The 20479-nt window shown below is 72.2% G+C and carries 18 protein-coding genes; 8 read left to right on the top strand and 10 right to left on the bottom strand.

The genetic code is table 11. The annotated features are described in order from the left end of the window. Positions 1-3 precede the first annotated feature (3 nt). Together ftsL and rsmH are read right to left on the bottom strand one after the other, a co-directional pair. A complete protein-coding gene (gene ftsL / locus AC5P09_RS33215) occupies positions 4-543 on the bottom strand; it encodes a cell division protein FtsL (RefSeq protein ID WP_493877422.1) in 540 nt (179 codons plus the stop codon). 79 nt (positions 544-622) lie between these two features. Further along, positions 623-1582: a 16S rRNA (cytosine(1402)-N(4))-methyltransferase RsmH gene (rsmH, locus tag AC5P09_RS33210; protein ID WP_493877421.1), complete on the bottom strand. Its 960-nt coding sequence runs from the start codon at positions 1580-1582 to the stop codon at positions 623-625. A gap of 445 nt (positions 1583-2027) precedes the next feature. Here rsmH and AC5P09_RS33205 point away from each other — a divergent pair, with 445 nt between their 5' ends. From AC5P09_RS33205 to AC5P09_RS33190, 4 genes are all read left to right on the top strand, one after another. Continuing rightward, a complete protein-coding gene (locus tag AC5P09_RS33205; RefSeq protein ID WP_493877420.1) occupies positions 2028-2576 on the top strand; it encodes a beta-class carbonic anhydrase in 549 nt (182 codons plus the stop codon). Between the two features lie 248 nt (positions 2577-2824). Beyond that, the gene (locus AC5P09_RS33200; protein ID WP_493877419.1) at positions 2825-3859 is read left to right on the top strand and encodes an AAA family ATPase; all 1035 of its coding nucleotides are present in this window, start codon (positions 2825-2827) and stop codon (positions 3857-3859) included. Continuing rightward, on the top strand, positions 3859-5223 hold the full coding sequence (locus tag AC5P09_RS33195) for a DUF58 domain-containing protein (RefSeq protein WP_493877418.1): 1365 nt from the start codon (positions 3859-3861) through the stop codon (positions 5221-5223). Before AC5P09_RS33200 ends, AC5P09_RS33195 begins: the two co-directional genes overlap by 1 nt. After that, positions 5220-7616 carry a transglutaminase TgpA family protein gene (locus AC5P09_RS33190; protein ID WP_493877417.1) on the top strand — a complete coding sequence of 799 codons (2397 nt, stop codon included), beginning with the start codon at positions 5220-5222 and terminating at the stop codon, positions 7614-7616. The genes AC5P09_RS33195 and AC5P09_RS33190 overlap by 4 nt, the downstream gene beginning before the upstream one ends. Before the next feature lie 255 nt (positions 7617-7871). Here AC5P09_RS33190 and AC5P09_RS33185 read toward each other — a convergent pair whose 3' ends face one another. From AC5P09_RS33185 to AC5P09_RS33175, 3 genes are all read right to left on the bottom strand, one after another. Next, positions 7872-8264 carry an SCO2097 family morphological protein gene (locus AC5P09_RS33185; RefSeq protein WP_266440945.1) on the bottom strand — a complete coding sequence of 131 codons (393 nt, stop codon included), beginning with the start codon at positions 8262-8264 and terminating at the stop codon, positions 7872-7874. A gap of 274 nt (positions 8265-8538) precedes the next feature. Next, positions 8539-9309 carry a methyltransferase gene (locus AC5P09_RS33180; RefSeq protein ID WP_493877416.1) on the bottom strand — a complete coding sequence of 257 codons (771 nt, stop codon included), beginning with the start codon at positions 9307-9309 and terminating at the stop codon, positions 8539-8541. Between the two features lie 269 nt (positions 9310-9578). Beyond that, on the bottom strand, positions 9579-10145 hold the full coding sequence (locus tag AC5P09_RS33175; RefSeq protein ID WP_493877415.1) for an SAV_6107 family HEPN domain-containing protein: 567 nt from the start codon (positions 10143-10145) through the stop codon (positions 9579-9581). Between the two features lie 181 nt (positions 10146-10326). Between AC5P09_RS33175 and AC5P09_RS33170 the strand changes: the two genes are divergently transcribed. The 4 genes from AC5P09_RS33170 (at position 10327) to AC5P09_RS33155 (ending at position 15899) form a co-directional block, all read left to right on the top strand. Further along, on the top strand, positions 10327-11082 hold the full coding sequence (locus AC5P09_RS33170) for an ATP-binding cassette domain-containing protein (RefSeq protein WP_493877414.1): 756 nt from the start codon (positions 10327-10329) through the stop codon (positions 11080-11082). Next, positions 11054-13138, top strand: coding sequence for a YhgE/Pip family protein (locus AC5P09_RS33165; RefSeq protein WP_493877413.1), 2085 nt, complete (start codon positions 11054-11056; stop codon positions 13136-13138). The genes AC5P09_RS33170 and AC5P09_RS33165 overlap by 29 nt, the downstream gene beginning before the upstream one ends. Positions 13139-13209: 71 nt before the next feature. Beyond that, positions 13210-13839, top strand: coding sequence for a TetR/AcrR family transcriptional regulator (locus AC5P09_RS33160; protein ID WP_266440931.1), 630 nt, complete (start codon positions 13210-13212; stop codon positions 13837-13839). 545 nt (positions 13840-14384) lie between these two features. Continuing rightward, positions 14385-15899 (top strand): phytoene desaturase family protein, encoded by a 1515-nt coding sequence (locus tag AC5P09_RS33155; RefSeq protein WP_493877412.1) that lies wholly within the window; start codon positions 14385-14387, stop codon positions 15897-15899. A gap of 43 nt (positions 15900-15942) precedes the next feature. On the opposite strand, the gene AC5P09_RS33150 is transcribed toward AC5P09_RS33155, so the two are convergent. From AC5P09_RS33150 to AC5P09_RS33130, 5 genes are all read right to left on the bottom strand, one after another. Continuing rightward, positions 15943-16902: an SCO2102 family sporulation regulator gene (locus AC5P09_RS33150; protein ID WP_493877411.1), complete on the bottom strand. Its 960-nt coding sequence runs from the start codon at positions 16900-16902 to the stop codon at positions 15943-15945. A gap of 56 nt (positions 16903-16958) precedes the next feature. Beyond that, positions 16959-17882 carry a methylenetetrahydrofolate reductase [NAD(P)H] gene (gene metF / locus AC5P09_RS33145; RefSeq protein ID WP_493877410.1) on the bottom strand — a complete coding sequence of 308 codons (924 nt, stop codon included), beginning with the start codon at positions 17880-17882 and terminating at the stop codon, positions 16959-16961. Positions 17883-17988: 106 nt separating this feature from the next. Then, positions 17989-18639 (bottom strand): thiamine phosphate synthase, encoded by a 651-nt coding sequence (gene thiE, locus AC5P09_RS33140; RefSeq protein WP_493877409.1) that lies wholly within the window; start codon positions 18637-18639, stop codon positions 17989-17991. A 138-nt stretch (positions 18640-18777) separates the two neighbouring features. Next, a complete protein-coding gene (locus AC5P09_RS33135; protein WP_266440920.1) occupies positions 18778-19149 on the bottom strand; it encodes an Rv2175c family DNA-binding protein in 372 nt (123 codons plus the stop codon). Positions 19150-19213: 64 nt separating this feature from the next. Then, on the bottom strand, positions 19214-20455 hold the full coding sequence (locus AC5P09_RS33130) for an NAD(P)/FAD-dependent oxidoreductase (RefSeq protein WP_493877408.1): 1242 nt from the start codon (positions 20453-20455) through the stop codon (positions 19214-19216). Between the last annotated feature and the right edge of the window lie 24 nt (positions 20456-20479).

The raw sequence follows: 20479 nt of genomic DNA, 5'->3' as shown, positions 1-20479 counted from the left end.
CCGTCACCTGCCGGGGGTCGAGGTCGGGGTCGGGGTCGTGACGGACGGGAACGCCTCAGCGGGCTGGGCGGGGTCCGGTGCGGTGAGGGCGGCCGTGGGAGCCGTCGGGAGCGCGGTGTCCATCGCCTCGGGGGCGAGGACGAGGGGGACGCCCATCGAGGCCGGCTCGGCGCCGGAGGCGGGGCTCGGTACGCCCTTGACGGTGCCGTCGGGGTTCAGGAAGGCCGGGTCGCCGCCGGGCACCATGCCGAGCTCGCGGGCGCGGCGCTGGAGGGCCTCGGGAGCGGAGTAGGCGTCGATGTCCCGCTGGAGCGACTGTTCCTCGTCGGTGAGGCTCTTGGTCTCCTTCTGGAGGTCGTCCAGCTTGAACGACCCTTCGCTGAGCGCCGAGTTCAGCACCAGCAGCCCGATGAGACCGCCGCCGAGGAGCAGGACGACGAGGAGGACGAAGGGGGTGCGGGCCGCCTGTCCGGAGCCCGCCGATACCGGGAAGAGCCGCGCGAGACGGGCGGCCCTGCCCCTCAGCTGGGGTTTCCTGCCCATGCGCCCTCCCCCGGAGTCCGGTTCCCCATCTCGCTCACACCCCTCACGCCACTCACGCCCCTCACGCCCCTCACGCCCCTCACTCGATGGACTCCCTGATGCGCTCGGCCCCGCGCAGTCGCGCCGGTGCCGCCCGCCGGTTCTCGGCGACCTCTTCCTCGGTGGGAAGTTCGGCACCGCGCGTGAGCAGCTTGAGCCGGGGCTGGTAGCGCTCCGGGACCACGGGCAGGCCGGGCGGCGCGGTGGTGGCGGCGCCCGCCGCGAACACCTGCTTGACCAGCCGGTCCTCCAGCGAGTGGTACGACAGGACGGCGATGCGTCCGCCGACGTCGATGGCCTCCACGGCGGCCGGGATCGCCCGCTCCAGGACGGAGAGTTCGCCGTTGACCTCGATGCGCAGGGCCTGGAAGGTGCGCTTGGCGGGGTTGCCGCCGGTCCGCTTGGCGGCCTGCGGCAGGCTGTCCCGGATCAGCTCCACCAGCCGCGCGCTGTTGGAGAACGGCTCCTTGTCCCGCTCGCGCACGATCGCCGACACGATCCGCTTGGCCTGCTTCTCCTCGCCGTACGCCCTGAGGATCCGGACGAGCTCGCCGGGCGGGTAGGTGTTCAGGACCTCGGCGGCGCTCATGCCGGTCGTCTGGTCCATGCGCATGTCGAGCGGGGCGTCCTGCGCGTAGGCGAAGCCGCGGTCGGCCTCGTCGAGCTGCATGGAGGACACACCGAGGTCGAACAGAACGCCCTGCACGCGCGCGATGCCGAGCCTGTCCAGTACCTCGGGCAGCTCGTCGTACACGGCGTGCACGAGGGTGGCACGCTCCCCGTACGGGGCGAGGCGCTCGCCGGACAGGCGCAGCGCCTCCTTGTCGCGGTCGAGGGCGACGAGCCGGGCCTCGGGGAACCGCGCCAGCAGGGCCTCGCTGTGGCCGCCGAGACCGAGGGTGCAGTCGACGACGACTGCTCCCGGCCGCTCCTGAAGGGCGGGGGCCAACAGGTCCAGGCACCGCTGGAGCATCACCGGGACGTGTCGACTCTGGCTCAACTGGGCCTCTCAGGTCCGACGCGGGCGCCGTACGCACCGCCGGGTCCCCGCCCTCCCCCAGCAAGCTGGGGGGACCCCCAGTGACGGGGAGGCCTGCCGGCGCCGAAAGCGTCAGCCGACCGGGAGCGGGAGGAGGCCGAGCCGTACGTACGCGCCGCGCACGTGGGAAGATCTCCGGAAAATCGCCGGGGTCTCCGGGGAAAACAGTCCGCAGGGAGACCTCGCCTCCCGCTTCGCGTCACTTTAGTCCACGGTGTCGCGCGGTCAATCAACCGGCCTGCGCGTCGCGGTCCGGCGTGGGGGCGATGCGGCAAACCGGGAAAAATCCCTCGCACGGACGTATCCGTCTCACTCCTGTGGGTTACCTCACAGTGAGCACGTGATAACGCTCTTTTTCCTTTCTCACGACAGGACCGGAAACAGCGTGACCAGTACCGTCATGGGTATGACGACTTCTGCATCGGTTCCCACAAGCCCCGAAGGCGCCATAGCTCGCCGCGGCACTGTCACCGACCGTCTCGTGGAGGCCAACGAACGGTACGCGGCCGCGTTCGCCGACCCCGGGATGGACGCCCGTCCCGTGCTGGGCGTCGCCGTCGTGGCCTGCATGGACGCACGTCTCGACCTGCACGAGGCCCTCGGTCTGGAACTCGGCGACTGCCACACCATCCGCAACGCCGGCGGTGTCGTCACCGACGACGTGATCCGCTCGCTCACCATCAGCCAGCGCAAGCTCGGCACGCGCAGCGTGGTCCTCATCCACCACACCGGCTGCGGCCTGGAGTCGATCACCGAGGACTTCCGCACCGACCTGGAGATGGAGGTCGGCCAGCGTCCCGCCTGGGCGGTGGAGGCCTTCCGGGACGTCGAACAGGACGTGCGGCAGTCGATGCAGCGGGTGCGCACCTCGCCCTTTCTCCTGCACACCGACGACGTCCGCGGCTTCGTTTTCGACGTGAAGACCGGCCTGCTGCGCGAGATCGACCCCGCGTAAAACACCCGTAACCGTCCGCCGCAGCTGTCGTTTCGCTGTTGATTTCGAGCCACAGGGCGCCCAAAACGGCGTAAGACCCGACATAGTGCGGGCAGTTGTCCACAGGCGAGTGACACGAATCGGTAACGGCAGCAAGAATGCGGGTGTGGCGTCACGCGGAACTATTCACGCGTGGTGTCCGTGTTTCGGGGTGGGCCGGTCACGCATCGAGCGCGTCGGCCCGGAAAGAACGGGCCGAGGAGGGCCGGGTGACGACCTATGACGATCGAGCGAGCCTCACTGATCTGACCGCCACTGTGGAGCGTGTCCGCAGTTCCGTGGAGGGTGTGATCGAGGGCAAGCCCGAGGTCGTACGGCTTTCGCTGACCGTACTGCTCGCCGAGGGGCATCTTCTGATCGAAGACGTCCCGGGCGTGGGCAAGACCATGCTCGCCAAAGCGTTGGCGCGCTCCATCGACTGTTCGGTGCGGCGTATCCAGTTCACGCCCGACCTGCTGCCCTCGGACATCACGGGTGTGTCCATCTGGGACCAGCAGCGCCGGGACTTCGAGTTCAAGCCGGGGGCGATCTTCGCGCAGATCGTGATCGGCGACGAGATCAACCGTGCCTCGCCGAAGACCCAGTCCGCCCTTCTGGAGTCCATGGAGGAGCGGCAGGTCACCATCGACGGGCAGACCTACGAGCTGCCCAGCCCCTTCATGGTGGTGGCGACCCAGAACCCGGTCGAGATGGAGGGCACCTACCCGCTGCCGGAGGCCCAGCGCGACCGCTTCATGGCCCGCGTCTCCATCGGCTACCCGAGCGCGGAGGCCGAGCTGCAGATGCTCGACATCCACGGCGGGGCGAGCCCTCTGGACGACCTCCAGCCGGTCGCGCACGCACACGACGTGGTGAAGCTGATCGACGCCGTCCGCGGCGTCCACGTCGCCGACACGGTCCGGCGGTACGCGGTGGACCTGGTCGCCGCCACCCGCACGCACCCCGACCTGAGACTCGGCGCCTCCCCGCGCGCGACGCTGCACCTGCTGCGCGCGGCGAAGGCGTCCGCCGCCCTCAGCGGCCGGGAGTACGCGCTGCCGGACGACGTGCAGGCACTCGCCGTCGCGGTGCTGGCCCACCGGCTGCTGCCCACCGCCCAGGCCCAGCTGAACCGGCGTACGGCGGAGCAGGTCGTGCAGGAGATCCTCCAGCACACCCCGGTGCCCGCGGCACCCCAGCAGGGCGGCATCGGCGTGGGCCGCCCCGCTACGCCTTACGGCCAGCAGCCGCCACGGAGGCTGTGATGAGCACCGGGGCGACCGGGCACGCGGAGCCCGACCGGGGCGACCAGGGCGGTGTGCGCACGGCCCTGGCGGGTCTGACCACCCGTGGCCGCTCCTTCTTCGCGGCCGGGATAGCCGCGGCCATCTGCGCGTACGTCCTCGGGCAGAGCGACCTGCTGCGGGTCGGACTGCTGCTGGCCGTGCTGCCCCTGATCTGCGCCACCGTGCTCTACCGCACGCGTTACCGGGTGGCCGGCAGCCGCCGGCTCTCCCCCGCGCGCGTGCCGGCCGGCAGCGAGGCCCGCGTCCATCTGCGGATGGACAACGTCTCGCGGCTGCCCACGGGCCTGCTGATGCTCCAGGACCGGGTGCCCTACGTCCTCGGCCCCCGTCCCCGCTTCGTGCTGGACCGGGTGGAGCCGGGCGGCCGCCGCGAGGTGTCCTACCGCGTCCGCTCGGACCTGCGCGGCCGCTACCCGCTGGGCCCGCTGCAGCTGCGCCTGACCGACCCGTTCGGCATGTGCGAGCTGACCCGGTCCTTCTCGACGTACGACAACCTGACGGTGATCCCGCGCGTGGAGCCGCTGCCGCCGGTACGGCTGACCGGCGAGGCGAAGGGCTACGGCGACGGACGGCTGCGCTCGCTCGCCCTGGCCGGCGAGGACGACGTCATCCCGCGCGGGTACCGCTACGGCGACGACCTGCGCCGGGTGCACTGGCGCTCCACCGCGCGCTACGGCGAGCTGATGGTGCGCCGCGAGGAGCAGCCCCAGCGCTCCCGCTGCACGGTGCTCCTCGACACCCGGGGCCTCGCCTTCCAGGGCGCGGGCCCCGAATCGGCCTTCGAGTGGGCCGTGTCGGGCACCGCGTCCACCCTGGTCCACATGCTCGAACGGGGCTTTTCCGTACGACTGTTGACGGACACCGGCAACTCGGTGCCCAGCGAGGGCGCCGACGGCTTCGCGGGCGCGAGCCAGGAGTCGGCGGACGCCGCCGGGCTGATGATGGACACCCTCGCGGTGATCGACCATTCGGACGGCACGGGCCTGTCGCGGGCGTACGACGTGCTGCGCGGCGGGAACGAGGGGCTGCTGGTGGCCTTCTTCGGCGCCCTCGACGAGGAACAGGCCGCGGTGGCCGCCAAGATGCGGCAGCGCAGCGGCGGAGCGGTCGCGTTCCTGCTGGACAGCGAAACCTGGGTGCGGGAACCGAGCGACGTGCCCGGCCCGTTGGACAGGAGCGGGGAGCGGCTGCGGATGCTGCGCGAGGCGGGCTGGACGGCGCTGAGCGTGCCGCGGGGCACGTCCCTGAACGAACTGTGGCGTCAGGCGGACCGGGACCGTACGGGTGTCGGTGCGGTCGGCGGCGGGGAGGGGTCGGCATGAGCGGGCGGGCACGACTGGCGCTGTGCGCCTGGGCGGCCACGCTGATGGCCGCGTGCGCCCTGCTGCCGCTGGTCGAGCCGGCCACCTGGATCCTGCAGGCCGCGCTGCTGCTCGGGATACAGACGGGCGTGGGTGCGGCGACCCGGCGGGTGCCGCTGGCCCGGCCGCTGACCGTGGCGGCGCAGGCCCTGGTCACGCTGATGCTGCTGAGTCTCGTCTTCGCCCGGCAGCAGGCCTTCCTGGGGCTGTTCCCGGGGCCCGAAGCCTTCGTGCGCTTCTCCGACCTGCTGCAACAGGGCAGCGACGACATCGCTCGGTACGCGATTCCGGCGCCGCTGACGTCCGACGGCATCCGGCTGATGATCATCGGCGGGGTGCTGGTGATCGGACTCGCGGTGGACACGCTCGCGGTGACCTTCCGCAGCGCGGCCCCGGCCGGCCTGCCGCTGCTCGCGCTGTACTCCGTCGCCGCGGGGCTGTCCGACGGCGGCGCCGACTGGCTGTGGTTCCTGGTCGCGGCGGCCGGTTATCTGCTGCTGCTCCTGGCCGAGGGACGGGAGCGGCTCTCGCAGTGGGGCCGGGTCTTCGGCGGGGCACCGCGCACTCCGGGCGCTGAGTCCGGCGGCCCGGTGGCCCCCGTCCGCACCGGCCGCCGTATCGGCGTGGTCGCGCTGGGCGTCGCCCTCGTGGTCCCGCTCGCCCTGCCCGCGATGAACGGCGGCCTGCTGGACGCCACCGGGACGGGCGTGGGCTCCGGCAGCGGCGGTGGGGGCACGATCTCCGCGGTGAACCCGCTGGTGACCCTACGGGACGATCTGAACGTGGACGAGGACCGCCAGGTCCTGTCCCTGAAGACCGGCGACAACACGGACCTCTCGAACCTCTACCTGCGCATCGTGTCGCTGGACAACTTCGACGGCACCAGCTGGAAGCCGTCCAAGCGGTCCATCACCGCCGTTCCGGACGGCGAGTTCCCGACGCCCCGCGGCCTGGGCGCGGACGTCAAGCGCGCGGAGATCGAGACCACCATCTCGGCGTCCGGCACATACGCGCAGACGTGGCTGCCGATGCCGTACCCGCCCAGCGGCGTGCAGATCAACGGCAACTGGCGCTACGAACCCGAGGGCATGACGCTGGTCGGCGACAAGGGCCAGACCACGCGCGGTGCGAAGTACGAGGTGAAGAGCCTGGACGTGCGCCCGACCGCGGAGCAGCTCGCCGCCGCACCGCCGCCGCCCCCGGCCCTGGAACGCGATTACACCGAGCTGCCGGACTCCCTGCCGGGCGTGGTGGCCCGCACCGCCCGCGAGATCACGGCGGACGCCAAGAACCCCTATGAGCAGGCGGTCGCGCTCCAGGACTACTTCGCCGTCACCGGCGGCTTCGAGTACGACACCAAGGTGGACGTCGGCAGTGGCTCGCAGGCGATCGCCCGCTTCCTGAGGGACAAGCAGGGCTTCTGCGTCCACTTCTCCTTCGCGATGGCGGCGATGGCCCGGTCCCTGGGCATACCGGCCCGGGTCGCGGTGGGCTTCGCGCCGGGGTCCCCGCAGACGGACGGTTCGGTGTCGGTGGGGCTGAAGGACGCCCACGCCTGGCCCGAGCTGTACTTCGAGGGCGTGGGCTGGACCCGCTTCGAGCCGACTCCGAACCGCGGCTCGGTGCCCTCGTACACCGTGCCGGACGCGACCGGAAGCACGCTCCCGGACGTGACCCAGCCGTCCCTCGAGACGTCCACGGCGCCCTCCGCGGCGCCCTCGACGAGCGAAAGCTGCACGGCGGAGCAGAAGAAGCTGGAGGCCTGCGAGAGCGAGACCCCGGCGGCCGCGCTGGGCGGTGGCGACGACGGCCTGAAGTGGTACTGGGCGTTGCTGCTGGCCCTCGGAGGCCTCACCTTGGCCCTGTCGATCCCCTCGGCGCCGATGCTGTGGCGACTGCGCAACCGGTCCGTACGGCTGGGCGCGCACGGCCGTACGGAGGCGGACGCGGCACGGCACACCCTGGCGGTCTGGCTGGAGCTGACCGACACGGCGTGGGACCACGGGATCCTGCCGGACGAGTCGCAGACCCCGCGCAAGGCGGCCGCCAGAATCGTCCGGCTCGGGCATCTCGACCCCACGGCGGCGGCCGCGGTGCACCGGGTGGCGGACGCCGTGGAGCAGGTCCTCTACGCGCCACGGCCACGCCCGACGGCGGGGCTCGCGCAGGACGTCCGCCTGGCGATCGACGGACTGCGGAGCACGGTCGGCCGGGGCACCAAGCTGCGCGCGGTCGTCGCCCCGCGTTCCACCGCACGGGTGGTGTGGGCGCTGTCGGACTGGTGGACGGACGTGAGGTCCCGCGCGGCGGCGGCCCGTCCGAACCTGCGCAGGCCGTCGGGTCAACAGGGCTGAGGCCGGGCCGGCGGGTCCGGCGGGTCCGCCGGAATACGGTTCAGCAGACTGCGGGCCCCGAGTCGTGACACGACTCGGGGCCCGCAGTGCTCTGCTCCGACCACCGCGCGTCGGTATGCGGCAGCCGCTTGTCAGCCGTGGCGACCAGCCGACTGCCGGCCGACTTCCAGTCGCCCGAACGAGGGCATGCGTGAGGGGGTGACCACCCAAGTGGTGGTCACCCCCTCACGCAACAGGCGAGAGCTGTTCGTCGAGCTACTGGCCCTGTTGTTCGTCGCGGCGCCGCTGCCAGCGCTGCTCGATCCGGTCCATCATGGAGCGCCGCTGCCGTCCCTGATCACGGGGCTGCGGGCCACCGGCGGGCTGTTCGCCCGGCTTGGGGGCCTTGCGCCAGCCGGTTACCGCGAGCACTGCACAGCCCAGCATGACCAGGAAGCCCACCACGCTGAGCCAGACCTGCTTGGCGACCATACCGGCCATGAGGAGCGCGATACCCACGAGGAAGCCAGCGACCGCTTGGTAGACCCGTCGCCGGGTGTACGTACGCAGCCCGCTTCCCTCGAGCGCTGTCGCGAACTTGGGATCTTCGGCGTACAGCGCTCGCTCCATCTGCTCGAGCATTCGCTGCTCGTGCTCCGAGAGCGGCACGGAGTCCTCCTCATCGTGCAGTCGCCGGGGCGACCCGGGGGTCCCTTCAGGATAGGCAGGGAATCGCCCCCGTGAAACCCGCCCCTCTACGCCAATTAGCCAACCGAATCCGCCATGAGCGTCTCGGCCCGCTGAGGCTTCCATTCCCCAGGAGCCGACCCGTCATGCCGGGCGGTCTCCCTCGATCATACGGCGCAGAGCGTCAGATCGGGGGGCCTGTGGCGTACTCCATGTGCGCCCAAGTCCCTGATCAGCAGCACAGCACAAGTGGGGCTCAGCCCTCGGTGGCCCCCGACGTCACGCCGAGCACATGAAGCTGCGTGGCCACGGAGTGGAAGGCGGGCAGCTCGGCGGCCGCCTCCTCCAGCTTCAGCAGCGCCTCCACCGCGCCGGGCTCGGTGTCGACCAGCACCCCGGGAACCAGGTCGGCGAAGATCCGTACGCCGTGCACGGCGCCGACCGTGAGGCCCGCGCCCTGGACCAGCTCGGTGAGCTGCTCGGCGGTGAAGCGGTGCGGTACGGGGTCGCCCGCGCCCCAGCGGCCATTCGGGTCGTCGAGGGCCTGCTTGGCCTCCTTGAAGTGGCCGGCGAGGGCCCGCGCGAGTACGGCGCCGCCGAGGCCGGCGGCGAGCAGGCTGAGGACACCCTCGGACCGCAGCGCGGCCACCGCGTTGCGGACGCCCTCGGCGGGGTCGTCCACGTACTCCAGCACGCCGTGGCACAGCACCACGTCGTAGCCGCCGCGCTCGACCACGTCGAAGAGGCCGTGGGCGTCGCCCTGGACGCCCTGCACACGGTCGGCGACGCCGGCTTCGGCGGCGCGGCGCTCCAGCGCGAACAGCGCGTTCGGGCTGGGGTCGACGACGGTGACCCGGTGGCCGAGGCGGGCCACCGGCACGGCGAAGTTGCCGCTGCCGCCTCCGGTGTCGAGGACGTCCAGCGCCTGGCGACCCGTGGCCTTGACCCGGCGGTCGAGGGCGTCCTGGAGGACCTCCCAGACCACGGCGGTACGGAGAGAGGCGCGGGGGCGCATCGGGTCCGGCACGGCAGTTGACTCCTCGGCGCGGCACCGCCTCTGGCACGGCGGCGCGAACGGGGCGCCTCCCTGCCCCGGCTGCGGGAAAGGGAAGCTTCAGGCGCTTCCCACCCTATTGCCTCCGGTGCCCTGGCCGGTCACCGCGGTCTCGCGCCTCCGGGCCGTCTCACACGGCGGACTCGGGGCCTTTCCGCTGTGCCGCAGCGGTGGTCCGCGCGACCGCCGACGGCGGGACGATGACACGGGGACACCTCCATCGGAGGCGGCCGACCGGGCTCTCAGCCTGCGTCCGGGAAGTCGCGGTCGGTGGTGTCCTGGTCCTCCGGCTGCTCCGCGTCCTGGCGTGGCTGGGGCAGGACGGGCTGGAGCACCAGCATGCGCTCGACGAGGCGCAGGAACATCGCCACGTCGCGTATCAGGTCGTCGGCGTCCCGACGGCTGGCCGCGCCCTGGATGCCCGCCTCCGCCCGGGCGCGGCGCCGGGCTCCGGAGGCGAAGAGCGCGCTCCACTCGGCGAGTTCGGGCGCTATCTCGGGGAGCACTTCCCAGGCACTCCGGATGCGGGCCCGGCGTCGGGATGTGGGCTCGGGGCGCCCCCGCGCGGCGAGCACGGCGGCGGCGGTGCGCAGGGCGGCCAGGTGGGCCGTCGCATAGCGCTCGTTCGACGTCTCCAGGGTCGCCGCCTCGTCGAGACCGGCGCGGGCCTGGGCGAGCAGATCGAGGGCGGCCGGTGGGGCGGTTGTCCGGCGGAGCACGGGGTGCACGTCACTCGCCGGGCCGGTCAGTGAGGGGGCAGGGCCGGTGGCGCGGCGCCGGCGGGCGGCGGCTGCGTTGTAGGTGGCCATGACGAACCTCCTGTCGTCTGTGTGACGGCTTCGCCCCGAAACGGGGTGCCGTATGTGCCCATCGTGAGGTATGCCACTGACAATCCGTTCTGACCTGGGCTTTTGCTTCGATCTGAAGTTCGGGTTAGTTTTTGCACTGACCAGTCAGTTCAAAAACTACGGTTCATCAACAGGGGGAGCTGTGGGCGCAGTCGGTGTCACAGCCGAGGGCTTCGGGCTCAAGGGCCCACGCGGCTGGGCGTTCCGCGGGATCTGTGCCGACGCGGAGCCCGGCTCGCTGATCGCCGTCGAGGGGCCGTCCGGGTCCGGGCGTACGTGCCTGCTGCTCGCGCTCACCGGGCGGATGAAGGCGACGGAGGGCACGGCGGCCGTGGGCGGGGCGCGGCTGCCGAAGCAGCTGGCGGCGGTGCGCCGCGTCAGCGCTCTGGCCAACGTCGCCGGGCTCACCGACCTCGACCCGGCGCTGACCGTCGGGGAGCACCTGCACGAACGGGGGCTGCTGCAGCGGCACTTCGGCGACTCCCTGCGCGGGCTGCTGCGGCCGCGGTCCGAGCGGGCGACCGAGGCGCGGCTGCGGATCGACACCGCGCTGGCGGCCGCCGGTCTCGACCGGGAGGCGCTGCCGAAGGGCTCGCGGACCGCCGTACGCGATCTGGAACGGCTGGAGGCGCTGCGGCTGTCCGTCGCGCTGGCGCTGATCGGGCGCCCGGGCCTGCTGGGGGTCGACGACATCGATCTGAAGCTGGCCGAGGCCGAACGGGCCGAAGTCTGGGCGCTGTTCAGGTCCCTCGCCGACGCCGGGACGACGGTCGTGGCGGTGTGCAGCGAGGCGCCCGACGACACGGTGAAGGTCTCCACCCGGCAGTCGCAGGAGACCCAAGGGGAGATCCAAGGGGAGGAGAAGGCCGATGCGCTCGCCGAAACTGGCCGCGCTTGAGCTGCGCCGCTTCGGGAGGGGGAAGCTGCCGCGCGCCGCCCTGGTCGCGCTGCTGGTGCTGCCGCTGCTGTACGGCGCCCTGTACCTGTGGTCGTTCTGGGACCCGTACGGCCGCCTGGACCGCATTCCCGTGGCGCTCGTGAACGACGACAAGGGGGCGCGCGCCGACGGGAAGAAGCTCGCGGCGGGCGACGACATCACCGAGGGGCTGCGTGAGAGCGAGGTCTTCGACTGGCACGAGGTGAGCGCCACCGAGGCACGCGCGGGCGTGGAGGACGGCAGGTACTACCTGTCGCTGACCATGCCCGCCGACTTCAGCCGGCGGATCGCCTCCAGCTCGGGCGACTCTCCGGAGACCGGCGCGCTCCAGGTCCGTACGAACGACGCGAACAACTACATCGTCGGGCAGATCTCGCGGACGGTGTTCAGCGAGGTGCGCACGGCCGCGTCCACCAAGGCGTCGCGGTCGTTCCTGGACCGGATCTTCGTCTCGTTCTCGGACATCCACGGCGAGACGGTGAAGGCCGCCGAGGGGGCCGATGACCTGGAGGGTGGCATCGGCAAGGCGGAGAAGGGTTCGCAGGACCTCGCCGACGGTCTGAAGGACGCCAAGAAGGGCAGCGGCGAGCTGTCCGAGGGGCTGACGAAGCTCGACAGCGGAGCGGGCGACCTGGAGGACGGTTCGAAGCAGGTCGCGGAGGGCACGCAGGCCCTCGCCGACAAGGTCAACGGGGTCGCGGACACGGTGGGGCCCTTCCTCGAGGACAACGAGAAGACCATCGGCGACACCGCCCGGCTGGTCGCCGACTCGGCGGCGGCGATCCGCCACAACCTCGACACGCTGGTGAAGACGGCCCCGACGGCCGCCGCGGGGGCCCACGCGGCCTCCGACACGCTGGACGCCGTCTACAAGGCGCGCTGCGAGGACCCTGTGCTGCCGGACGCCGCCTGCGCCGACCTGAAGAAGGCCGGGCAGGCCGCGGCCGACGTGGCGAAGGTCGCCGACGACGTCAACAGGCTCATCGCCGACCAGGACGGCGACCTGGAGAAGCTCGACGGGCACCTCGGCACGCTCCAGAAGCAGGCCCAGGCGCTCGCCGACCACGCCCCGCACCTCTCCGAGGACCTTGCCTACGCCGCGAAGAAGGTCAACGAGCTGAACACGGGCGCCGGGAAGGTCGCCGCGGGCGCCGAAAAGCTGCACTCGGGGCTCGGCACGGCCAAGGCCGGCGCCATCGACCTGGACAAAGGCGTCGGCGACCTCAAGACGGGCGCCGAGGACCTGAGCGGCGGCATGTACAAGCTCGTCGACGGCTCGGGCGAGCTCTCCGACGGACTGCACGACGGCGCCGAGCAGATCCCCGACTACGACAAGCGGGACCGCGACCGGCGCACCGAGGTGATGGCGGACCCGGTCCAGCTCGTCTCCAGGGACCTGCACAAGGCGCCCAACTACGGCACCGGATTCGCCCCGTACTTCATCCCGCTGTCCCTGTGGGTGGGCGCGATGGTGGCCTACATGCTTATCACCCCGATGAACCGGCGTGCCCTCGCCGCGGGCGCCTCCGCCTGGCGGATCGCGCTGGCGGGCTGGCTCCCGGTGGTGGCGATCGGGGTGTTGCAGACGGTTGCCCTGATGTCGGTGCTGCACTGGGCGGTCGGCCTGGAGATGGCGCGGGCGGCCGGGACGGTGGGCTTCCTGTTCCTGGTGACGGCGTGCTTCGCGGCGATCGTGCAGTGGCTGAACGCGCGCTTCGGGGCGGCGGGCCGGATCCTCGTCCTGGCCCTGCTGATGCTCCAGCTGACCTCCGCGGGCGGGACGTACCCCGTGCAGACCAGTCCGGACTTCTTCAACGCGCTGCACCCCTTCCTGCCGATGAGTTACGTCGTCGAGGCCCTCAGAAGGCTCATCACCGGCGGCGGCCTGGGTCCGGTGTGGCAGGCGTGTGCCGTGCTGGCGGCCTTCACCGCGGGCGCCCTGGCGCTGACCGCCGTGTCGGCCCGCCGTCGGCAGGTCTGGACGCTCGACCGGCTGCACCCGGAGCTGACCCTGTGAGCCCCGCGGTGAGCCCGGCGGTGCCTCCTCCGGTGACTCCTGGAGGCAGCGCTCCTGTGACAATCAGGACCATGGAAAGCAGCAGCGCCCCGCAGGGTGTCAGCACGCGCCGCGAGGCCACCCGGCAGAAGCTCTACGAGGCAGCCGTCACGCTCATCGCCGAGCAGGGCTTCTCCGCCACCACGGTGGACGAGATCGCCGAGCGGGCCGGGGTCGCCAAGGGCACCGTCTACTACAACTTCGCGAGCAAGTCCGTCCTCTTCGAGGAACTGTTGCGGCACGGCGTGCGGCTCCTCGCCGCCTCCCTTCGGGAGGCGGCCGAGCGGACGGCACGGCAGGGCGGCAGCAAGGTCGACGCCCTGGACGCGATGATCCGCGCGGGGCTCGTCTTCATCCAGGCCTACCCGTCCTTCACGCAGCTGTACGTGGCGGAACTGTGGCGTACCAACCGGGCCTGGCAGTCCACGCTGATGGTGGTCCGGCAGGAGGCCGTCGCGGTCGTGGAGGGCGTGCTCCGCGAGGGCGTGGACAACGGCGAGTTCAGCGAAGAGATCGACATCCAGCTGACCTCGGCCGCGCTGGTCGGCATGGTCCTGGTGGCCGCCCTGGACTGGCAGGCCTTCCAGCCGGAGCGCTCCCTGGACGACGTGCACGCGGCGCTGTCCCGGCTGCTCCAGGGTCGGGTCAGCGGGCGCGGCTGAACACGGCCGGCGCGACATCGTTACCGCGACACGGCTACCGCAGACACGCGAAAGCGCCGGTCCGATGTGGCCGCGTCCCCCGCGGGCCACCTCGAACCGGCGCCTCCTCCTGCTCCCCCGTTTCCCCCGTACTCCCCCGCTTCCCCGTACTCCCCCGTCGGGCCCCGTACGGTCGTCCCCCGGATCCCCCCGTGCCTCGCTCCCGCCGGCATCGGCCGGCGGAAGGAGCGGATCGGGGGCGGCTCCGTTCCGGCGCCCCGTGTCGCCGGTGCCGGAGCCTTGCCCCTTCTCCGTGCCCCCACTCTCTCGTTGATGCAGGTCGCGGCCCATCCGCACGCGTACTCAACTCACCGGCTAGGTACGGATACTCAGCACTGCGCACTCAGCCCCAGGACGCCGGGTCGCCGACTGGTCACGATCGCGTCCGCGTCCGTACTCCCCTTGGGCCTTGGGTTCACCAGCGGCTGCGCGGACGGGACGCGGCCCCGGACCGACGACCGGTGGCCGTGGCCGGGTTGTCAGTGGCGGCCGATAAAGTCGCAGGCATGGCACGGATTGCGGTGATCGGCGCCGGGATGGGCGCGATGGCGGCCGCTGCCCGGCTGGCCGTCGCGGGCCACCGGGTGGCGGTGTACGAGCGTACGGAGACGTACGGCGGAGCGGTGCGCCGCTTCGAGCGTGACGGCTTCTCCTTCGACACGGGCCCGGGACTCCTGTCCCTGCCCGCGGTCTACCGCGACCTGTTCGTCAAGACCGGCAAGGAGCCGCTGGAGTCCTGCGTCGAGCTGATCCAGGTCGACCCGTCCTCGCACCACCTCTTCGCGGACGGCACCCAGGTGTCGCTGCCGAACGCCTCGCGCGCGGGCGCCGTCGCGGCTCTGGACGAGGCGCTCGGGTCGGGCGCGGGGCAGCGCTGGGGCGACTTCCTGGTCCGGGCCCGGGAGGCCTGGGACCGGACACGCAGGCCCCTCCTTGAGGAGCCCCTGTGGCCGAACTGGTCGGTGCTGGCCGGACGCGAGCCCTATCCGGCGGTCCCCCACAAGCGCCTGCTGCGCACCCGCCGGGCCGGCACCCTCGCCGAGATCGGCGCCTGGGAGCTGCGCGACCCCCGGCTCGCCGCCCTGCTGGACAACTACGCCCTCACGTACGGCCTGGACCCGGGCGACGCACCCGCGAGCGCGTCCGTGCTGCCGTACATGGAGCACGCCTTCGGCACCTGGTACGTGCGCGGCGGGATGCGGGAGTTGGCGCGCGCGGTGTACGAGCGGTGCCTGGCCAGGAAGGTCGAGTTCGTCTTCGGCGCCGAGGTCACCGGGGTGCTGGAGCAGGACGGCCGGGCGGCGGGCGTGGAGCTCGCGGACGGCGGGGTCGCGGAGGCGGACACGGTGGTCGGCACCGGGCCCTGGCGGCTGCGTGACCTGGTGCGGGGCCGTGCGCTGTACGACGCGGAGGCGGTCGAGCCCGGTCCCGAGGGCATGGCCGCCGGCCGGGTCGTCGTCTGCCTGGCGCTGCGCGGCGCCCGGGTGGCGGACGCCGCCCACCGCACCGTCGTGCACAGCCCGGACTCGGAGAGCGAACTGGAGTTCTTCGCGTCGCACGGCGTGCCGCCCGAGCAGCCGACCGTGCGCATCGACCGGCCGGACGATCCGGCCCTGCGCCCCGACGACGGACACGAGGCCGTGGTGCTCACCTCGACGGTGCCGTCACGGACGCACTACGACTGGACGGCCGCCGGCGCTGCCGACGCCTTCGCCGACCGGATGGTCGCCGCCGCGGAGCGGGCGATCCCGGGGCTGCGCGAGCGGACACTGTGGCAGGAGGTGCGTACGCCCCTGCACACCCGTGAGGAGACGGGCGCCGAGGGCGGTGGCGTGCCCGCACCCGCCCTGGCCTCGGCCGCGGGGACCCTGCTGCACCCGTCCAACAGCACGGCGATACCTGGCCTGTTCGCCGTCGGCGGCTGGTCGCACCCGGGCGGCGGTCTCCCGCACGCCGGTATGTCGGGCGCGCTGGTCGCCGGACTGGTCGTGGAGGGGCCGGAGTTCCGGGGTTCTCAGTGAACGCCCGGGATCCGGGCCGCCTGCATCCGGGCCGAGGGGCGGTTCAGAACCGGTACTGCTCGTCGTAGCCGTTGCCCTGCCCCTGGCCATTGTCCTGGTAGGGGTACGGCTGCTCCGGCGGGAGTTCGCCGCCGTAGGGGTCGTCGGTGCTGCGCTGCTGCGGCACCCACACCCCGCCGGCCGGCGTCTCCCCGCCGTAGGTGGCGTTGCCGTACTGGTCCTGCCCGTAGCCCTGCTGGTCGTACTGCTGCTGGCCGCCGTAGGAGGCGTCGTACGAGCCGCCGCCGTAGGTCTGGGTGCCGATGTAGGGGTCGGAGTAGGCGGCGTACTGCTGCTGTCCGGATGTGTCGTAGCCGTACTGCTGCTGGTAGTAGCCGTCGTACCCGTAAGTCTGGTCGGCGCCCTGGGCGGCTGCCGCGTACTGGTCCTGGGGCTGGTCCGCGCCGGCGTACGAGGAGTCGGCGGCCGCCGCGTACCCGGGGTTGCCGTATATGCCGTACGAACCGGTGTCGTCGGGCAGGGGCTGCGGCTCGTACACCGCGGTGCTCTCGGCGGCCGGGGGGTCGACGGGGCGCGCGGGCGTGAACACGTCGTCCCAGTCGTAGTCGTCGTGGCCGTAGGCGCCGGTGTTCTGGCCGTACTCGGCGTCGCCGCCGAAGCCGGCGTCGGCCGCTGCGAGGTCGGTGACCTCCAGGGTCGGGTCCTGGCGGTCGCCCTTGCCGCGGCGCCGCTTGGTGCCGTCGGCACCCGGGCGGCTGACCGCCCAGCCGGACGCGAAGCCGCTGCGGAAGGAGAGTGTGACGTAGGTCTGGCCGACCGCGAAGGCGGCGGCACCCAGGCCGATGACGATCACAGAGGGGATCAGGACGCCGAGCACGACGCCGAGGAAGCCGCCGAAGGCCAGCAACCGCCAGCGCAGGCGCGCCTTGTACTGCAGCAGCACCTCGCCGAGCAGCCACAGCGCGACGATGCCGAACGCGATGTAGAGGACCGTCCAGCCCATGTACGCCCCTCTCCCAGTGGCCGCTACGCAGTGTGTCGTATGTCGGTGCGACCGGTCTAGGCCTGCGGTGGGTGGTGCAGGCCCAGGTTCTCGTAGATTTCCAGCGTCGCCGTGGAGTTGTTGAGCGTGATGAAGTGCAGTCCGGGCACTCCCTCGGCCAACAGCCGGGCGCAGAACTCCGTGGCGTACTCGATGCCAATGGAGCGTACAGCGGCCGGATCGTCTTGTGCTGTGAGGATTCGCTCTTTCAAAGCGGGCGGGAAGGCCGCGTTGGTGAGGGACGGCACCCGGTCCAGGCTCTTCACACTCGCGATCGGCATGACCTCGGGAATGATCGGGGTCTCACAGCCGGCGGCCGCGACCTTGTCGCGCAGCCGCAGATAGTCCTCCGGGTGGAAGAACATCTGCGTGATCGCGTAGTCCGCGCCCGCGCGGCACTTGTCGACGAAGTGGCGGACGTCGGTGTCCCAGTCGGCGGAGCGCGGGTGCATGGCGGGGAAGGCCGCGACGCCCACACAGAAATCGCCGGACGCCTTGATGAGTTCGACGAGTTCGGCGGCGTAGGTGAGGCCGCGGGGGTGCGGCACCCAGTCGCCCATGGGGTCGCCGGGCGGGTCGCCGCGCAGGGCCAGCATGTTGCGGATCCCGGCGTCGGCGTACTGCCCGATGATGTTGCGCAGGTCGGCCACCGAGTGGTCGACCGCGGTGAGGTGGGCGATCGGGGTGAGCGTGGTGTTGGAGGCGATCGCCTCGGTCGCCTTGACCGTGCCCGCGCGGGTGGAACCGCCCGCGCCGTAGGTCACGGAGACGAAGTCGGGCGCCACGGCCTCGACCCGGCGCAGCGCGTTCCACAGGTTCCGCTCGCCCTTCGGGGTCTTCGGGGCGTAGAACTCGAAGGAGTACGTCGTCTTGCCGGTCGCGAGCATGTCACGCACGGTGCGGGCGTGGTCCGACCTGGTGGATGCGGTGCCGAGGGCCATACCCGCAGGTTAGTCAGGGCGAAGCGGTCCCCCAACCAGAACCAGGGATTTTGCCCGATTTGTCTATTTGTTGTCCACCTTTCGGACACCCCGGCCGTGACCGGAGTCATGCCTGCCGCAGCCGCTTGGCGAACTCCGCCGCCGCCGCGCCCGGGTCGTCCGCCTCGGTGATGGCGCGCACGACCACGACCCGGCGGGCACCCGCCTCCAGCACCTCGTCGAGGTTGCCGAGGTCGATGCCGCCGATGGCGAACCAGGGGCGGTCGGTGCCGAGGGACGCGGTGTACCGGACCAGGTCGAGACCGGGGGCGTGGCGGCCGGGCTTGGTGGGGGTCGGCCAGCACGGGCCGGTGCAGAAGTAATCCGCGCCCTCCTGGACGGCGGCCGCGGCGGCCTCGGCCTCCTCATGCGTGGAGCGGCCTATGAGCACGTCCTCGCCCAGGATCGCGCGGGCCGCGGGGACCGGGAGGTCGCCCTGGCCGAGATGCAGGACGGCGGCGCCGGCGGCGTGAGCGACGTCGGCCCGGTCGTTGACCGCGAGGAGCCTGCCGTGCCGGGCGCAGGCCTCGGCGAACACCTTCAGGTGGTCCAGCTCCTGAGCCGCCTCCATGCCCTTGTCCCGCAGCTGCACGATGTCGACCCCGCCGGCCAGGACGGCGTCCAGGAACTCGGCGAGGTCACCCTGCCGCCTGCGGGCGTCCGTGCAGAGGTAGACCCTGGCGTCGGCGAGCTGGGCGCGGGCGGTGGTGTCGGGCATGCGTGGGTCCCCCGAGGTCGATGACGTACGGGCCGTGGCCGGCCGGTGCGGTCGGCCGCTGCGGGCCGCAGTGAACCGCGACCGCGGCTTGCGGCCGCGGCCCGTACGTCGGGCGATGTTCAGATCAGCGTGCTCAGATCAGACGGCGAGCGCCTGGGCCCGGCGCTTCACCTCCGTGCCGCGATTCTCACTCAGTGCCTGCGCGGGGGTGCCGGGCAGGCTCGGGTCGGGGGTGAAGAGCCACTCGAGCATCTCTTCGTCGGTGAAGCCGTCGTCCCGCAGGAGCGTCAAAGTGCCGGTGAGGCCCTTGACGACCTTCTGCTCGGCCCCGTCGATGAAGGCGGCGGGGACGTGCAGCGCGCGGTTCTCACCACGGCGTACGGCGATGAGCTGGCCGTCCTTGACCAGCTGCCGCACACGCGTCACCTCGACATCGAGCATTTCCGCGATGTCGGGGAGGGTGAGCCAGGCGGGGACGAGAGCATCGATCTTTGCGTCAATCTCGGTCACGGGACAAGCCTGCCATCCCGCACTGACAGTCGGAAGCCAGGAGCGCCCGACCTGGGGTTTCGCACTACGCCGTGGCCGCCTTCAAGGGCCGCGCCGGGTCGGCCAGCACCGTGGGGTCCATGGGCGTCCCCGCCTCGATCAGCCGCCGTCCCTGCGCCAGGTCCCGGGGGCGGCCCACGGCCAGCAGGGCGACCAGGCGGCCCTCCCGCAGCCAGCAGACCGTCCAGGACGGGCCGGTCGGGTCGCCGCGCCACAGGGTGGTGTCGGCGGACGCGTGGTGGCCGGCGTACTGGACGAAACGCCCGAACTGCTCGGACCAGAAGTACGGGACCGGGTCGTAGACGGCCGGGGGCTCGCCGGTGGCCCCGCCGAGGATGTTCGCGGCCACCGTGCGCGGGCCTTGGAGGGCGTTGTCCCAGTGGTGGACCAACAGGCGCTCGCCATACCTTCCCGAAGGGAAGGAGGCGCAGTCGCCGACCGCGTAGACGTCGGGCGCCGAGGTGCGCAGCCGGTCGTCGGCGACGACCTCGCCGTGGCTGCCGAGCTCGATGCCGGAGCCGGCGAGCCAGGCCGTGGCGGGGCGGGCGCCGATGCCGACGACCACGGCGTCCGCGGGCAGCCGGGAGCCGTCGTCGAGCAGCACCGCGCCGGGCTCGACGCGGTGCACGCGCGCGTGGGTGCGCAACGTGGCGCCGGCGTCGTCGTACCAGGCGGCCATGGGCGCGGCCACCTCGGCGGGCAGCGCGCCCGCGAGCGGCCGGTCGGCCGCTTCCACGACCGTCACCGCGCAGCCCGCCTCGCGGGCCGCCGTGGCGAACTCGGCACCGATCCAGCCCGCGCCGACGACCACGATGTCGTGCTGCCGGGCGAGCACCGGGCGCAGCCGCTCGGCGTCGTCCAGGGTGCGCAGCAGATGCACGCCGGGCACGCCCTCCGCGCCCGGCAGCCGGATCGGTTCGGCGCCAGTGGCGAGGACCAGGACGTCGTACGGCACCGGCCCCTCGGCGGTGTCCAGCTCGTGCTCGGCGGGGCGGACGCCCAGGACCTCGCGCCCGAGCCGCAGTTCGATGGCGAGTGCCTCGAAGTCCACGTCGAAGGCGGAGCCCTCGGCCGTGCCGAGCAGCACGGCCTTCGACAGCGGCGGCCGGTCGTACGGCTGGTGGGGCTCCGCGCCGATCAGCGTCACGCTGCCGGTGAAGCCCTGTTCCCGCAGGGCGACCGCGGTCTGCACCCCGGCCATGCCCGCCCCGACGACGACAACACGCCGTGGTGTGGAGGTTCCCCGTTCCTGCGTCTGCTCGCTCACCTGATCACCATAGACAACTGACAA

This window comes from Streptomyces sp. a15 (assembly GCF_059026085.1).
Note: the sequence above shows the minus strand (reverse complement) of the source record. Positions and strands in the feature narration are given on the sequence as shown.